The following is a 14,007-nucleotide window of genomic DNA, read 5'->3' as shown; positions in this document are numbered from 1 at the left end:
CTCACCGGGTCGCCAGCCACTCGTCGACGGTCACCGCCGACAGCCTCGGCGCGGGCGGGATGAGTCCGTCACCGGAGCTGGGCCCGGGCACCGGGATGGGCACGACTCGCCGCGGGCGGCGACCGGCGGCGTCGACACGGGCGATCTTCGCAGCGATCGCGGCGAGGTCGCTGATCTCCGGACCGGCGACCTCGACTGTGCCGCGCTCACCGGCGTCGATCGCCTCGGCCATCAGCCGGGCGGCTTCGTCGGCGGACAGCGCCCGCACCCGCATCTTCGGGGCGAAGATCACCCGACCGACGCTCACCGAGGTCGTCTCCGCGAGCTCGTACCACTGGGCGGACCGGAACATGAGCAGCTGGTCGGCGGGCACGAGCCGGCGGTACACGCGTTCCTGCAGGTCCTTGCCCTGGTAATAGGCGAAGAGCCTCGACTCGGCGACCTCCGGACGGAACGCGATCGACAGACACACCATCGCCGCGCCGGGATTCTCGGCTGCGGCCAACGCGATCGAGCGGGCGCTGCGGGAGAAGAAGTCGAGAGCCCGGTGGCGGTTGTTCGTCATGAGGTTGACGCAGTCGACGAGGACATCGCTGCCGACGGCCGCCTCAGTGACGCCCTCACCGGTGTACGTGTCGACGCCGATGCCGCGGTGTGCGGCGATGACCGAGTGCCCCAGCGCCCGCAGTCGGGTGACGAGGCGAGCGCCGAACGTGCCGGTGGCTCCGTAGACCGTGACCTGCATGTGACTGCCCTTCCGCACTGCCGCGCTCCTGACCCCCCGGGACTGATCGCGTGGACTCGTCGGACTCGCTCCGATGCTCGAGCCCCTAGTTCTGATCGATCGACACCGCTCCGGTGTCCGTGGTCACCGAGACCGGGATGATCGCCTTGCCTTCGGCTTCCTTCGAGTCCTTCCCCGACTTGTACTTCTCGAGGTCCTTCGCCAGGTCGACCTGTCCCTGGTCGGACTTCGCATCGATGCGGTAGAAGAGGTCCTTGACCTCGGCGTCGTCACCGTCGTTCGCGGTCGCCGCGGTCATGTTGTCCTTGACGAGTTCGAGGCGCGGCAGCTGGAGGTCGACGGTGCCCTCGTCAGCGCTGAGACTGATCCCGGCGGTGGGCACCATGTCGTTGGAGAGGTCGAAGTCGATCGTGCCCGTCGTCGTCTGGACGTCGAGGCGATCGCGCACCCGCAGGTCGGTGCCGTCGATGGTGCCGACCTCGGACTTGGCCTCGATCGTGCCGAACGTGCCTCGGAACTCCGTCTGACCCCACTGCGTCGACGTCTGCACGCGGTCGAAGGTGCCGTTGAGGTCGATCGATCCGGCGTCGGCGTTGGCCTTGACCTCGTTGAACTCGCCGGTGACGCCGACCTCGCCGAGACCGCCTGCGAAGTCGATGTTCGTGTCCTTCGACGTCGCCCGCGGCACGGTGAGTTCGAGCTTGGCGTTCTCGAACGTCGGTTTGTCCTCGATCGAGATGACCGACGCGCCGTCGATCTCGTCGACCCGCAGCTGGGGCACGTTGTCACGGGGGCCGGTGCCGGTGAGCGTGACCGCGGGAGCGGCGACGTCGTCGGTCCGCACGCTGATCGACGCACCCGTGTCGAGGTCGAAGCGGAAGTCGGTCGTCTCCGCGGGCAGATCCTGGCTCGACTCGACCTTCGTGTAGTCGAGCCGTGACGCACCGTAGGCGACGCTGGCGACGATGGGAATGAGGAGGGCGATGACGGCCGCGATGATGAGGACCGCGCGCAGGCCCGAACGGGCTGAGGGGCTGACGAGGACGGTGGCTGGCATTCTAGGCTCCGAGGAATGTGAGGACGGCGAGGACCCGGCGGTTGTCCGAGGTGTCCGCGGTGAGTCCGAACTTGGTGAAGATCGAGCTGATGTGCTTCTCGACGGCGCCTGCGCTGAGGAAGAGGGTGCCGGCGATCGCAGCGTTCGACTTGCCCTCGGCCATGAGCTGGAGGACTTCGAGTTCGCGGGGGCTCAAGGTGGAGAGCCCATCGGTCTTGCGGGTGCGCACGAGGATCTGGGAGACGACCTCGGGGTCGAGCACGGTGCCGCCGGAGGCGACTTCGTCGACGGCGCCGAGGAAGTCCTCGACGTCGGCGACCCGGTCCTTGAGCAGGTAGCCGAAGCCGCCGGTGTTCTCGGCGATGAGCTCGGACGCGTACTGCTCCTCGACGTACTGGCTGAAGACGAGGACCTTGACGTCGGGGTTCTGCTTGCGGATGAGGACGGCGGCGCGGATGCCCTCGTCGGTGAACGTCGGGGGCATGCGCACGTCGATGACAGCGAGGTCGGGCGGTGTCGTGTTGACGGCGGCGAGGAGTTCGTTCGCGTCGGCGACCGCCGCGATGACATCGTGTCCGGCGTCGACGAGGAGTCGTTCGAGTCCGGCCCTGAGGATGGCTGAGTCTTCGGCGATCACGATGCGCATGGCACCTCCACAACGATGGTAGTCGGCCCACCTGCGGGGCTGGTCAGGTTCAGTGTGCCACGGGCGGCTTCGACGCGGTCGACGAGACCGGCGATGCCCGTGTGCCGACCGGAGCGGTCGACCCGCGCCCCGCCGTGGCCGTTGTCGGTGACGACGATCTGCACCCCGGATTCGGTGGGGGTGATGAGGACCTTCGCGGCGGTGGCGCCGGAGTGCTTGGCGATGTTCGTCAGGCATTCGGCGACGACGAAGTACGCGACGGCTTCGGCTTCGCGTTCGATGCGCCCGCCGAGGCGGACGTCGACGTCGACGGGAATCGGTGAGCGTCCGGCGAGCGCGGAGACGGCGGCGTCGAGTCCGCGGTCGGTGAGCACCGCCGGGTGGATGCCGCGGGCGAGCTGCCGGAGCTCGCCGACGATTCCCTTCGCCTCGGCGTGGGCTTCGGAGATGAGCTCCTTGGCGCGTTCGGGGTCGGAGTCGATCTTCGACTTCGCCAGGCCCAGGGTCATCGTCAGGGCGACGAGGCGGGGCTGGGCTCCGTCGTGGAGGTCGCGTTCGATGCGGAGTCGTTCGGCCGACGCGGCGTCGATTCCGGCCATGCGCGCCCGGTCGAGTTCCGTGACTTCGGCCTGCAGCGCCGCGGTCCGCGCCGGCGGGAGCAGGCTGCGGTCGAGCGCGCGGTCGAGGTAGGGGGTGAACCAGAGGATCGCGAGCGAGGAGGCGAGGACGATGAGTGCGCCGATCGCCAGGCCGATGCGTCCGAGTCCGCCGGTGGGGCCGCCGAGGAAGAAGGTGCTGACACCGTCGGGATTGATCGCGGCGAAGACCGCGGTGATCGAGGCCGAGATGCCGGCGAAGGTGCCGCCGACGACGACGAGTCCGAGGAGCATCTTGATGTAGTGGTGAGCCGTCGAGCGCCAGAACGATCCGGAGGACACGAGCAGCCAGCGATTGTGGAGGAAGCGGGCGAAACCGGATTCGCGATCGCTGCGGGGAATGCTTGGAACGGGGATCCGGTCGCCGTAGACGAGTTCCGCGCGGTAGCGTTCGAAGACGTTGGCGACCTGTTGGACGAGGACCCACGCGACGAGCGCGAGCACCCCGAGTCCGAGCGCGAAGATGCCGCCGATGCCGGTGAAGAGAAGGCCGAGCGGGATCCACGCCCAGACGACAGCCATGACGGCGGCGAGGATGACGTTGGCGACGCCGACGATTCCCACGGGCCGCTTGGGCCATTCGACGGGCCCGTCTGCCGGGATCTCCGTGACATCAGTGCGAGTCAGCGGCATCGACCCGGTGACCGGCACGGAGGTCAGCGGTTCGGTGCGCGGTTTCCTGCGCCGAGGCGGCCGCTGGGGCTGCATCGCCTGCTGTGCTCCCGGCAGCGGCTGGGCATGGTGCGGGTAACGGGCGGCCTGCCGGGGATCGTGCGGCTGCGGCGACAGCGGCTGGTGAGGTCCCGGACGGTGGGACTGCGCACCGGCAGGCGGTGCCCCGGTGGGAACGTGCTGGGCCTGCGGTTCAGCTGGTCGAGGTTGGTGCGGGAGAGGCTGCGCAACCCGCGGCGGAAGCGGCTGGGCGCGTCGGCCGTGGTCGCCGTTTTGTCCGACGGGGGCCTCATGTCTGCCGAGGGACGGGTCGGTCGCGGCGACCGTCGGGAGGTGATGCGTCTGCGCCGGAGTCCCGAAGACCTGCGTCGGCGGATACTCTGCCGTCGGCAGCTGAGGCTGCGGGAACTGATCTGCCGCCTGCGGGGGCTCCGCCTGTGGGTGCTCTGCTGTCGGTCGCGGGTGGCTGCCGGGCATCTGCTCCTGCGCATAGACCCGAGTGTGCGGGTACTGCCGAGTGTGTCCGTCCGTCGCGGTCGGCGTCGAGAACGGAACGTCGAGGTCGAGCGGGGCGGTGCGGAACTGTCCGGCTTCGGTGGCCAGGGGACTCTGGTCGTGTGGTGCGGGTGCCGGGGCGCCCGCCGGCGGGTGCGCCGCTGCGTCGCTGCCGCCGGTGCGCTGGTCCTCAGCGCGGTCGGGGCCGGTCGGCTCCGAGTCCTGCGGGTGCTCGGGGGTCTTCTCACTCATACCGAATACGCTACGCGTCGCCGGTATCGGGCAACAGCAAGGTGACCGCCGAGACCACCTCGGGTTTTCCCCCGGCCGAGGTCCGCCGTCGACCGCGGACTTCTGCATCTCAGCCGCCGCGGACGGACCCGATTCCCCGTCACGTGAGGACACCCCAGGACGTTCTGGTCTGATTCCGCCGCGCAGAAACTGTCCAGAACGACCTCAGCTCGGCTGCCACCAGCGGGCAACCAGCCCAGCACTCCCGGTCGCCCCGCACACTGACGCAGTGGAGCGACATCTACGCGCCGAACCGACACTTCCGGTGCCCCGCCCTGCGCACTGACGCGGTGAACCGACATCGACGCGCCGAACCGACAGCTACGCACCGAACCGACGCTTCCAGTGCCCCGCGCCGCCGTTCTCCGGACGCAGAGTGTCGATCATCGAGTCCGAAATCGACACTCCGCGTCCGGAACTCCGGCCCAGGTGTTGGGGGCATGCTCCTTGCGAGCGCGACCCGGTGGCATCCCGATGGTGCACTGGACACCTGAACCTGCCCACGCAATTCCCTGCCCATTGCGTCCTGAAGGCGGAAGCCCTCACGTCTCTCACAGCGAAACGCCCCGTCGGGTGAGCGCTGTCGCCTGCCTGTGCAGAAGCAGGAGACAGCGCTCACCCGACGGGGCGCGCTGCGATGCCGACCGTCAGGCGCTCAGCGGGCCACCGTTCGGACTGCGCCGCCGCATCCTCATTGTGGGGCCCAGGGAAGCGGGTCACCGGCATACTTCGCCGCGCGCACATCGCCGGATCGCGCATGTCCTTCGAACGATTCGACACGAGCAGCACGTCCGAGCAGCCGGCCGAGTTCGGCGCTCGACGTCTCGTCCCTGACCTCCTGATAGGTCACCGTCTTGAGGTACTTGCCCACCCACAGGCCACCCGTGTAGCGGGACGCCTTCCGCGTCGGCAGGGTGTGGTTCGTGCCGATGACCTTATCGCCGTACGACACGCAGGTGCCCTCGCCGAGGAAGAGCGCACCGTAGTTCGTCATCGCCTCCAAAGCCTCGCGCGGCTCTGCGGTGAGCACCTGAACGTGTTCATACGCGTACTCGTCGGCCAGTGCATACGCTTCGTCGAGGTCGTCGACGACGACGATCTCGCCGTGATCGCGCCAGGCCGGTTCGGCGAAATCCCGCGTCGGCATTCCCGGGAGCAGCTTCTCGATGTGGGCGGCGACCTCATCGGCCAATGTCGCCGAGGTGGTGATGAGCACGGCAGGCGAGTCCGGACCGTGCTCGGCCTGGCTGAGCAGGTCGACTGCGACGATGAAGGGGTCGGCCTGGGCATCGGCGATGATGAGCACCTCGGTGGGACCCGCGAACAGGTCGATTCCCACTTCGCCGAAGAGCTGCCGCTTGGCCTCGGCGACGAACGCATTACCCGGGCCGGCAATGAGATCGACCTGACCGATCGACTCGGTGCCCACCGCCATCGCGGCGACTGCCTGGGTTCCACCGAGAAGGAAGATCTCGTCGGCACCTGCCAGGTGCAGCGCCGCGATCGTCGCAGCCGGAATCTCCCCCCTGATCGGAGGGGTGCATGCTGTCACGCGTTCGACGCCGGCGACCTTGGCGGTGGCCACCGTCATGTGCGCCGATGCCACAAGCGGGTAGCGACCTCCCGGCACATAGGCGCCGACCGCTTTGACCGGGATGTTCTTCTGTCCCAGGAAGACCCCGGGCTCGGTTTCGGCCTCGAAGTCCTGAAGAGAGTCGAGCTGGCGGCGGGCGAATCCGCGGACACGCTCCTGCACAGCCTTGATGTCCTCGATCGCCTGCTCCGGCACTGTCGCGATGATCTCGTCGATCTGCTCCTGAGAGAGTCGGAAGCTCTCCGGCGACCATTTGTCGAATTTCTCCGAGTACTCCCTGACCGCGGCATCTCCGCGCTCTCGCACATCGGCGATGACGTCGGTGACGACCGTCTTCACGGTCGCGGCTCGGTCGGTATCGGCTTGGGTGGGCTGTGACTGCTTGACGTAGGTCGCCATTGTCTTGTCTCCTTCGACGGGTACGATTAGCATGTTGTGCATACGTATACATTGCAAGGGAGGCGGACTCGCGAATGTCCCGGACGATCACCAGCTTCGATGTCGCACGCCTGGCCGGAGTGTCACAGGCGACCGTCTCGCGTGCGCTGCGCAATCTTCCCAACATCTCTCCGGCCACCCGCGAGAAGGTCGCGAGAGCTGCGGCCGAACTCAACTACGTCCCCCACGGTTCGGCGCGATCCCTGTCGACGAGGATCACCAGCCGCGTGGCGATCGTCTCCGAGGAGCTCACCAACCCCTTCTATCCCGCGCTCGTCGAACCGCTGCGCCAGCACCTCAGCGACAACGGCTACCGGACGATGCTCGTCACCGACGACGAGGACGACGCGCTGACGGCGAGCAATCTCACCGATGGATCCTGCGACGGGGTGATCATCACGACGGCGGCCCGCAACTCCCGACTGCCCGACGCCCTGCGCGCGGCCGGACTGCCGTGCGTGCTCGTCAACCGCACAACCGACTCGGACCGCGATGTCGCCTGCCAGTTCGCGAATGCGGCGGGTGCCGGCCATGTGGCCGAACTCCTCACCGAACTCGGGCACGAGCACATCGGGCTGATCAACGGACCCGAGACGATCTCGACGAGCGCGGAGCGTGAGCGCGGGCTCAAGGACGCTCTCGAACAAGCCGGGCGATGGCTGCCGAGCAGGCTCATCCGCCACGGAGACTTCACTGCTGAAGCCGGTCGACGCGGAGCTCTCGACCTGCTGGACGCGCCGGTGCGGCCCACCGCTCTCGTGTGCGGCAACGACTACATCGCCATCGGTGCCCTCAACGCCGCGAAGGAGCTCGGCCTCTCCGTGCCCGAGGACCTGACAGTGATCGGCTTCGATGACGTCGCCATGGCGTCATGGGAGCTCATCGACCTGACCACGGTCCACTGCGACCTCTCCGCCCTCGCCTGGGACGCCGTCGACTCTCTGCTCAGACTCATCGGCGACCGCCCGGCGGACTGCCTGCGCGTCACCGCTGTCGACCTCGTGCTCCGCGGCACCCATGCCGCCCCGCGCCGCGGCTAGGCGCGGACCGAGCTTCGGCATTTCATTTCATACGTATGCACAATACGCTGTCTCCAGCTAGTCAAAGGAGACGGAAATGAAGAGCCCTGCCACACCCACCGCGCAGAAGCGAGCAGTGCGATCACTGCAGTCCGGCACCATCGGCGCCATCGTCGAATGGTACGAATACACGATCTACGGCACATCGGCTGCCCTCGTGTTCGGAACCCTGTTCTTCCCCGAGCTCGCTCCCGGGGTCGGACAGATCGTCGCTTTGGCATCATTCGGCGTCGGATTCCTCGCCAGGCCACTGGGAGCGTTCGTCGCCGGCCACCTCGGTGACAGGATCGGCCGCAAGTCGACCCTCATCCTCACGTTCTCGATCATGACGGCCGCGACGGCTCTCATCGGCTTCCTGCCGACCTATGCCCAGATCGGAATCGCGGCCCCGATCCTGCTCACCGTCCTCCGGCTCGCCCAGGGCTTCGCCGTCGGCGGCGAGTGGGGCGGCGCCGCGATCATCGCGGTGGAGAACGCCCCGCGCGGCAAGCGCGGCTTCTTCGGCTCGTGGCCGCAGATCGGCGTGTCGGCGGGACTCCTCCTCGGCACCGCCGCAGTCTCGTTCTCGGCCTGGATCTCCGGCGACGCCTTCGAAAGCTGGGGATGGAGGCTTCCGTTCCTGTTGAGCATCATCCTCGCCGGCGTCGGTTTCTACATCCGCCTGCGGGCCTCGGAGAGCCCGGCATTCCTCGAAGAGAAGGCCCGCCAGGAAGCAAGCCAGGAAGAGCAGAAGGCGCCGTTGGCAGTGCTCTTCAGGTACCACCGGAAGCCGCTCCTCATTGCGATCTTCGGACGCTTCGCCGAAGCGGGCAACTACTATCTCTTCACCGTCTTCGTCCTCAGCTATGTCACGACGAACCTCGGGATCGACAGCAATGTCGGGCTGACCGCGTCGATGATCGGGGCCGCTCTCAACATCGCCGTCATCCCTCTCTACGGCGCGCTCTCGGATCGCATCGGGCGTCCGAAGACCTTCCTCATCGGCGGCGCGCTCATCATTCTCACCACCATTCCGATCTTCCTGCTGGTGCAGACCGGCACAGTCTGGGGCGTCGTCGTCGGCGTCTCGCTCTTCCTCGGACTCGGCCACGGCATGGTCTACGCTCCGATGCCGGCGATGTACTGCGAACTGTTCCCGACCGCGGTGCGCTACTCCGGCATCTCGGTCGGCTACCAGATGGCCTCGATCCTCCTCGCGAGCTTCACTCCGGCACTCGCTGCAGCGATGGTGCTCTGGAGCGGCGGCAGCCTCTGGCCGGTCATGGCGTTCGCGATCGTGTGCACGGCCATAGCGATGATCGCCATCCGCTTCGCCCCTGACCGCCGGGCCCTCGAACTCAACGAGATCCCCTGAACCTGGACCTCGGAGGCCGAGAACACCTTCAGGGCGCTGCGGCAGCTCACCCCTCCCGCAGCGCCCGGCCCGTCGCGGTGTCGCCGATTCCCGCGGTCGGCCCGGAATAGAGCACCTGCCCGCCGTGCCGGCCGGGCCCCGGCCCCAGGTCGATGAGCCAGTCGGCGGTGCGGATGACGTCGAGGTTGTGCTCGATGACGACGACGGTGTGCCCGTCGCCGAGGAGGTCATCGAGCACCGCACTCAGCCGAGCGATGTCGCTAATGTGGAGACCGGTCGTCGGCTCGTCGAGGAGGTAGATGCTCGGCTCGGTCGCGTCCCGCAGCTCCTTCGCGATCTTCACCCGTTGGGCTTCTCCGCCCGAGAGTGTGTTGAGCGGCTGCCCGAGCCGCAGGTACCCCAGCCCGACGCGGTCGAGGTGGACGAGGCGCGCGCGGATCGTCGGCTCGTCGAGACGGGCGAGCGCCTCGGTGACGGTGAGATGTTCGACATCGGCGATGGTGAGACCGTCCGCGGTGTGGGCGAGCGCCTCCGCGGTGAATCTCGTGCCGCGGCAGGTCGGGCACGTCGTCTCCTGGCCGTCCATGAATGCGAGGTCCGTGTAGATGATCCCCAGCCCCCGGCAGACCGGGCACCCGCCCTCGGAGTTCGCGCTGAACAGTCCTTCGGGCGCCCCGGTGAGCTTCGCGAAGCGCCGGCGGATGGCCGCGGCGATCCCCGTGTACGTGATCGGCGTCGATCTCCTGTTCGCCGACACCGGCTTCTGGTCGATCGTGATCGCCTCGTGCTGCGCGACGAGCTCACTCGCCAGGCTCGACTTCCCCGAACCTGCCACCCCGGTGAGGACGGTGAGCACGCCGCGGGGAATGTCGACGGTGATGTCGCCGAGGTTGTTCGTCGTCGCATTCGCGATCCGCACCCAGCCGTCCGGCGAGCGCGGGTGCCGCTGCTCTTCCCGTCCCGTCGCGAGGGCCCGGCCCGTGGGACCGTCCGAATCGAGCAGACCGTCGAAGGTGCCCTGGAAGACGAGTCGACCGCCCGCGCTCCCGGGACCAGGTCCGATCTCGATGACCTCGTCGGCTTGCGCCATCACCGCGGGGTCGTGTTCGACGACGAGGACGGTGTTCCCCCGGTCCCGCAGCTGTCCGAGCAGGTCGACCATCGCAGTGACATCATGCGGGTGGAGGCCGACGGTCGGTTCGTCGAATACGTAGAGCATCTCGATGAGACTCGAGCCCAGATGCCTGACGGCCTTGATGCGCTGTGACTCCCCGCCCGAGAGCGACCCGGTCGCCCGTGCGAGGTGGAGATAGCCGAGCCCGATCGTCTCCATCGCCGCCAGGCGATCGCACAGTGCCGTGACGACACTGCTCACCTCCGGGCGATCCATCCCCCGCACGATGTCCCGCAGCTCTGGGATCTCAAGCCGCGCGAGCTCTGCGATCGTGTGCCCGTCGACGGTGGCGGTGCGGGCGGCTTCGTGGAGTCGCTCCCCGCCGCAGTCGGGGCACAGAGCCGAATGCGTGAACTCGGCGATCGTCTTCCGCTTCCTCTCCGAGAGCGTGTCCGAAGTGCGCAGGTAGATCCGTTCGAAGCGCTCGACGACTCCCTCGTAGTCCTTCGGGACAGCGGCGATCACCGAGGCGATGTGGTCCCCGCCGTAGAGCAGGGCGTCGATGTGCTCCTGCGGCCAGTCACGCAGAGGCCGGTCGACGGCGAAGGCCCCGATCTCAGCGTACTTCCGGTACCAGTGCTGCCCCTCGCCGAAGCCGGGCAGTGCGATCGCTCCGTCCGCCAGGCTGCGATCGCAATCGAGGAACGATCCGACGTCGGGAACGACGACCTCGCCGATCCCCGAACAGGTGGGGCACATCCCGGCCGGATCGTTGAAGGAGAACGCCGAGGACTCCCCGACGTGCGGAACGCTGAGTCTGGAGAAGAGGAGCCGCAGATACGTCCACGTGTCGGTGATCGTCCCGACTGTCGACCGCGCATTCCCACCGAGGCGGCGCTGATCGATGACGATGACCGGCGACAGACCGTCGATGCCGCCGACCGCCGGTCGGGTCCATTTCGGAAGCCGATTGCGGGTGAAGGGCGGGAACGTCTCATTGAGCTCGGCGCCCGCCTCGGCGGCGATCGTGTCGAAGACCAGGGAGGACTTCCCCGACCCGGAGACACCGGCGATGACAACGAGGCGTCCACGCCGGATGTCGAGATCGAGGTGGTCGAGGTTGTTGGTCACGGCGTCACGGATGCGGATCGTCTGTTCGCTCATGATCGCGAGGCTACGGGCAGATCCGGCCGGTATCTGACCTCAATTCGTGCGATCATCGGGTCATGGCCGATGTCACCCGCCGGATGCTCGATCTGCTCACCCTGCTGCAGACGAAGCGCCGGTTCACGGGCGCTGAGCTCGTCACCCGCCTCGGCGTGAGTGAGCGGACCGTGCGCCGTGACATCGATCGGCTCCGCACCTACGGCTATCCGGTCGAGGCGAGCCCCGGGCCGGGCGGCCACTACGGGCTCACCGCCGGTCGGGCGATTCCGCCGCTGATGTTCGACGATGACGAGGTCGTGGCGATCATGCTCGCGTTGGCGGCGAACGCGAGTGCCGATCCGGGAGACCCCGGCAGTCTCGGCGAGGCGATGACCAGGGCGTACGGCAAACTCGATCAGGTGCTGCCGGCCAGGCTCGCTGTGCGTGCGACGACAGTGCGGTCCAGTCTCGAGGCCGAGGCTCTCCGGGCTCCTGCCGTCGGCATCGCCGATGCCATGGCCATCGCGTCCGCTATCCACGACCGCAGGGAACTCACGTTCGACTACCGCCGAGGCGAGTCGACGACCCATCGACGCGTCGAACCGCACCGCCAGGTCCACCATCTGCTGCGCTGGTACCTCGTCGCCTGGGATACCGAGCGCGGAGACTGGCGGGTCTTCCGCGTCGACCGGATGAGTGCGGTGCACGCGCGCACCGCGACGTTCGAGCCGCGTGCCCTGCCGGCACAGACCGCGCTCGATCTCGTCAAGGCCGGGGTGGCGCGAACGCGGCGGCACGCTGTGGTCATCGTCGAGACCTCAGTCGACGACGTCGCGGCGACACTGCCCTTTGAGGCGATGGAGCTCGAAGCGATCGATGAGGCCCGCACGCGCGTGACCTTCCGGTGCGAGGACTGGCATTGGCTGTTCCTCCACCTCAGCCACCTCGACTGTGCATTCACCGTCGAGGAGCCGACCGAATGGGCGGAGGAGATCAGCCGCTTCGCCGCCGCGGTGACGGAATCGCCAGGTCATTCTGGACAGGGACCCGGCTCGAAGATCTGATCAGAGTGACCTGAAGTCCGCCAGCCGAGGTGCCCGGGAGGCTCAGGCGTTCTCCAGGACCGTCACCGAGGCGCGCGTTGTGCTGAGGTCACCGAGAACGCTGCGCCCGACTCCGAGTGCGGCGCCACTCGTCAGTACACCGAGTCCTTCTGATCCGGCACGACGTCGCCGTCGGCGTCTTCGAGGGGCCCCTGAGTGCCGTCGGTTTCGATGCGACCCGTCGTTGAGCACGGGTAGGCGTCCTTCTGCTGCGGTTCGGGAGCGATGAACATCGGATTGACGATCCACTTGCCGTCGGCGTTGGCGTAGGCATTGCACATCAACTCCGTTTTGTTGCGATTGATCGCCAGACGCAGGCCGGTGGCGTCGCCGACGAAGGTGACGTCGGTGTCCGAGTCGCCGGCGGCGAAGACCTGACGCTGCGCCTCGGGGGCCGGCTCGAACGCCTGGGCTGGGGGGATGCCCAACAGCTGTTCATTGATGAAGCAGCGCTTGCCCTCGATGTAGGGCATCGCGGCCGCATCACCGCCGCACGAGGCGAGCGTGCTCGTGAGCTTGCCGCCGTTCTCGAGGGTCTGCACCCCGGTCACCTGATCGGCATCGACCCCGACCTCGGCGGCCCAGATCCTCACGGCCGGCTGCGATGACGCTGAGACGATGCGCACGTCGAAACCGGCGTCCTGCAGGGTGGTGATGAGGTCCTTGATCTGCGGGTAGATGCGCACCCATCCGGTCACCTCGGTGCCGCCGACCTCATTCATCGTGCCCTCGGCGGCATCGAGGTTCTCCTTCTTCGCCGCGGTGACGTATTCGGTCACCTGCTTGGGCGTCAGCCCCTCGAGCAGCTGTGCCGCGAAGGCGTAGGCCGGTTCGATTCGGCGGGCGTCGAACCCCTCAAAGGCAGCGGCCTTGTCCGTCGTCTCCCCCTCGGAGTACACCGAGAGGATCTCTGCGGCGCATTTCACACCGTCCTTCTCGCCGGTCGGCAGCGGGGCGCCCGGGTCGGCGAGGTCACCGCAGACCTCGTTGAGCCTGCCTGTCGCCTCGTCGGTGAGGTAGTCGCTCACCGTCGCCCAGTCCCGGCCCGCAGGCTGGAGCACCTTGCTGTTGCGCAGCATCCAGAACGTCGTCGCATCGCCGATGTCGTTCTTGACCACGGTGTTGTCCCAGTCGAACACCGCCATCGGCTGCGCTCCTCCCTCCGGGGTGGCTCCGTCGCACGTGGCGTTCGCGTCGATCATCTCCTGGAGCCGCTGCGCGTTGTCCCCGTACCACCCGTCGGCGACGGCAAGCCGCCCGCAGCTGCCGTCCGCGGACTCCTCCGGCGCGCTCCCTGCATCGCCTGTGGCACATGCTGAGGCGCCGAGGAGGAGCGCGGCGAGTAGGACGCCTGCGGCCGCACCCCGCTTCGGTCGGACCGTCCTGCGGTCGCTGTCTCTGACTCCGAGGTGCTTGATCGTCGTGCCCATGTTCATCCCCATCGATTCATTGGATCACTTTCAGACCTTTGGCCGGGGATCAATCTAATGGGGCCGCGACGACAGCGTCAAGAGTGTCGTCGGTCCTTCCGCCGCTCCGAGAACACCGCGCAGCACCGACGAGAGCGCATCTCAGACTGCCGGAACCCCGCGACTGCGAGAAGCGGATGCGCTGGTC

General features: G+C 67.8%; 10 protein-coding genes. 3 read left to right on the top strand and 7 right to left on the bottom strand.

Features of this window, described 5'->3' with window-relative positions; all coding sequences use genetic code 11:
• Position 1: 1 nt before the first annotated feature.
• The 5 genes from FFS20_RS03070 to hisD form a co-directional block, all read right to left on the bottom strand.
• Positions 2-745: an SDR family oxidoreductase gene (locus tag FFS20_RS03070; protein ID WP_137824474.1), complete on the bottom strand. Its 744-nt coding sequence runs from the start codon at positions 743-745 to the stop codon at positions 2-4.
• 85 nt (positions 746-830) lie between these two features.
• Positions 831-1,802 (bottom strand): DUF4097 family beta strand repeat-containing protein, encoded by a 972-nt coding sequence (locus tag FFS20_RS03065; protein ID WP_137824473.1) that lies wholly within the window; start codon positions 1,800-1,802, stop codon positions 831-833.
• A gap of 1 nt (position 1,803) precedes the next feature.
• Positions 1,804-2,448, bottom strand: a complete 645-nt coding sequence (locus tag FFS20_RS03060) for a response regulator transcription factor (protein ID WP_137824472.1) — start codon at positions 2,446-2,448, stop codon at positions 1,804-1,806.
• A complete protein-coding gene (locus FFS20_RS03055; RefSeq protein WP_137824471.1) occupies positions 2,436-4,523 on the bottom strand; it encodes a sensor histidine kinase in 2,088 nt (695 codons plus the stop codon). The genes FFS20_RS03060 and FFS20_RS03055 overlap by 13 nt, the downstream gene beginning before the upstream one ends.
• A gap of 730 nt (positions 4,524-5,253) precedes the next feature.
• Positions 5,254-6,555: a histidinol dehydrogenase gene (gene hisD, locus FFS20_RS03050; protein WP_137824470.1), complete on the bottom strand. Its 1,302-nt coding sequence runs from the start codon at positions 6,553-6,555 to the stop codon at positions 5,254-5,256.
• Positions 6,556-6,629: 74 nt separating this feature from the next.
• Here hisD and FFS20_RS03045 point away from each other — a divergent pair, with 74 nt between their 5' ends.
• A complete protein-coding gene (locus FFS20_RS03045) occupies positions 6,630-7,634 on the top strand; it encodes a LacI family DNA-binding transcriptional regulator (protein ID WP_137824469.1) in 1,005 nt (334 codons plus the stop codon).
• A 76-nt stretch (positions 7,635-7,710) separates the two neighbouring features.
• Positions 7,711-9,027 carry an MFS transporter gene (locus tag FFS20_RS03040; RefSeq protein WP_137824468.1) on the top strand — a complete coding sequence of 439 codons (1,317 nt, stop codon included), beginning with the start codon at positions 7,711-7,713 and terminating at the stop codon, positions 9,025-9,027.
• A 46-nt stretch (positions 9,028-9,073) separates the two neighbouring features.
• Here FFS20_RS03040 and FFS20_RS03035 read toward each other — a convergent pair whose 3' ends face one another.
• Positions 9,074-11,305: an ATP-binding cassette domain-containing protein gene (locus tag FFS20_RS03035; protein WP_137824467.1), complete on the bottom strand. Its 2,232-nt coding sequence runs from the start codon at positions 11,303-11,305 to the stop codon at positions 9,074-9,076.
• Between the two features lie 62 nt (positions 11,306-11,367).
• On the opposite strand from FFS20_RS03035, the gene FFS20_RS03030 reads away from it, so the two are divergent.
• The gene (locus FFS20_RS03030; protein ID WP_137824466.1) at positions 11,368-12,351 is read left to right on the top strand and encodes a YafY family protein; all 984 of its coding nucleotides are present in this window, start codon (positions 11,368-11,370) and stop codon (positions 12,349-12,351) included.
• Positions 12,352-12,482: 131 nt separating this feature from the next.
• Here FFS20_RS03030 and FFS20_RS03025 read toward each other — a convergent pair whose 3' ends face one another.
• Positions 12,483-13,832, bottom strand: coding sequence for an HAD family hydrolase (locus FFS20_RS03025; RefSeq protein ID WP_212743275.1), 1,350 nt, complete (start codon positions 13,830-13,832; stop codon positions 12,483-12,485).
• Positions 13,833-14,007: the final 175 nt, after the last annotated feature.

Origin of the sequence: Brevibacterium sp. 2SA (genome assembly GCF_005502845.1) — a bacterium.
Classification (GTDB): Bacteria; Actinomycetota; Actinomycetes; order Actinomycetales; family Brevibacteriaceae; genus Brevibacterium.
Note: the sequence above shows the minus strand (reverse complement) of the source record. Positions and strands in the feature narration are given on the sequence as shown.

Excerpts from the sequence above, each read along its gene's own strand:
- FFS20_RS03070 (WP_137824474.1), bottom strand. The coding sequence starts at position 745 with ATGCAGGTCACGGTCTACGGAGCCACCGGCACGTTCGGCGCTCGCCTC.
- FFS20_RS03030 (WP_137824466.1), top strand. The coding sequence starts at position 11,368 with ATGGCCGATGTCACCCGCCGGATGCTCGATCTGCTCACCCTGCTGCAG.
- FFS20_RS03035 (WP_137824467.1), bottom strand. The coding sequence starts at position 11,305 with ATGAGCGAACAGACGATCCGCATCCGTGACGCCGTGACCAACAACCTC.
- FFS20_RS03055 (WP_137824471.1), bottom strand. The coding sequence starts at position 4,523 with ATGAGTGAGAAGACCCCCGAGCACCCGCAGGACTCGGAGCCGACCGGC.
- FFS20_RS03040 (WP_137824468.1), top strand. The coding sequence starts at position 7,711 with ATGAAGAGCCCTGCCACACCCACCGCGCAGAAGCGAGCAGTGCGATCA.
- FFS20_RS03065 (WP_137824473.1), bottom strand. The coding sequence starts at position 1,802 with ATGCCAGCCACCGTCCTCGTCAGCCCCTCAGCCCGTTCGGGCCTGCGC.
- FFS20_RS03045 (WP_137824469.1), top strand. The coding sequence starts at position 6,630 with ATGTCCCGGACGATCACCAGCTTCGATGTCGCACGCCTGGCCGGAGTG.
- hisD (WP_137824470.1), bottom strand. The coding sequence starts at position 6,555 with ATGGCGACCTACGTCAAGCAGTCACAGCCCACCCAAGCCGATACCGAC.
- FFS20_RS03025 (WP_212743275.1), bottom strand. The coding sequence starts at position 13,832 with ATGGGGATGAACATGGGCACGACGATCAAGCACCTCGGAGTCAGAGAC.
- FFS20_RS03060 (WP_137824472.1), bottom strand. The coding sequence starts at position 2,448 with ATGCGCATCGTGATCGCCGAAGACTCAGCCATCCTCAGGGCCGGACTC.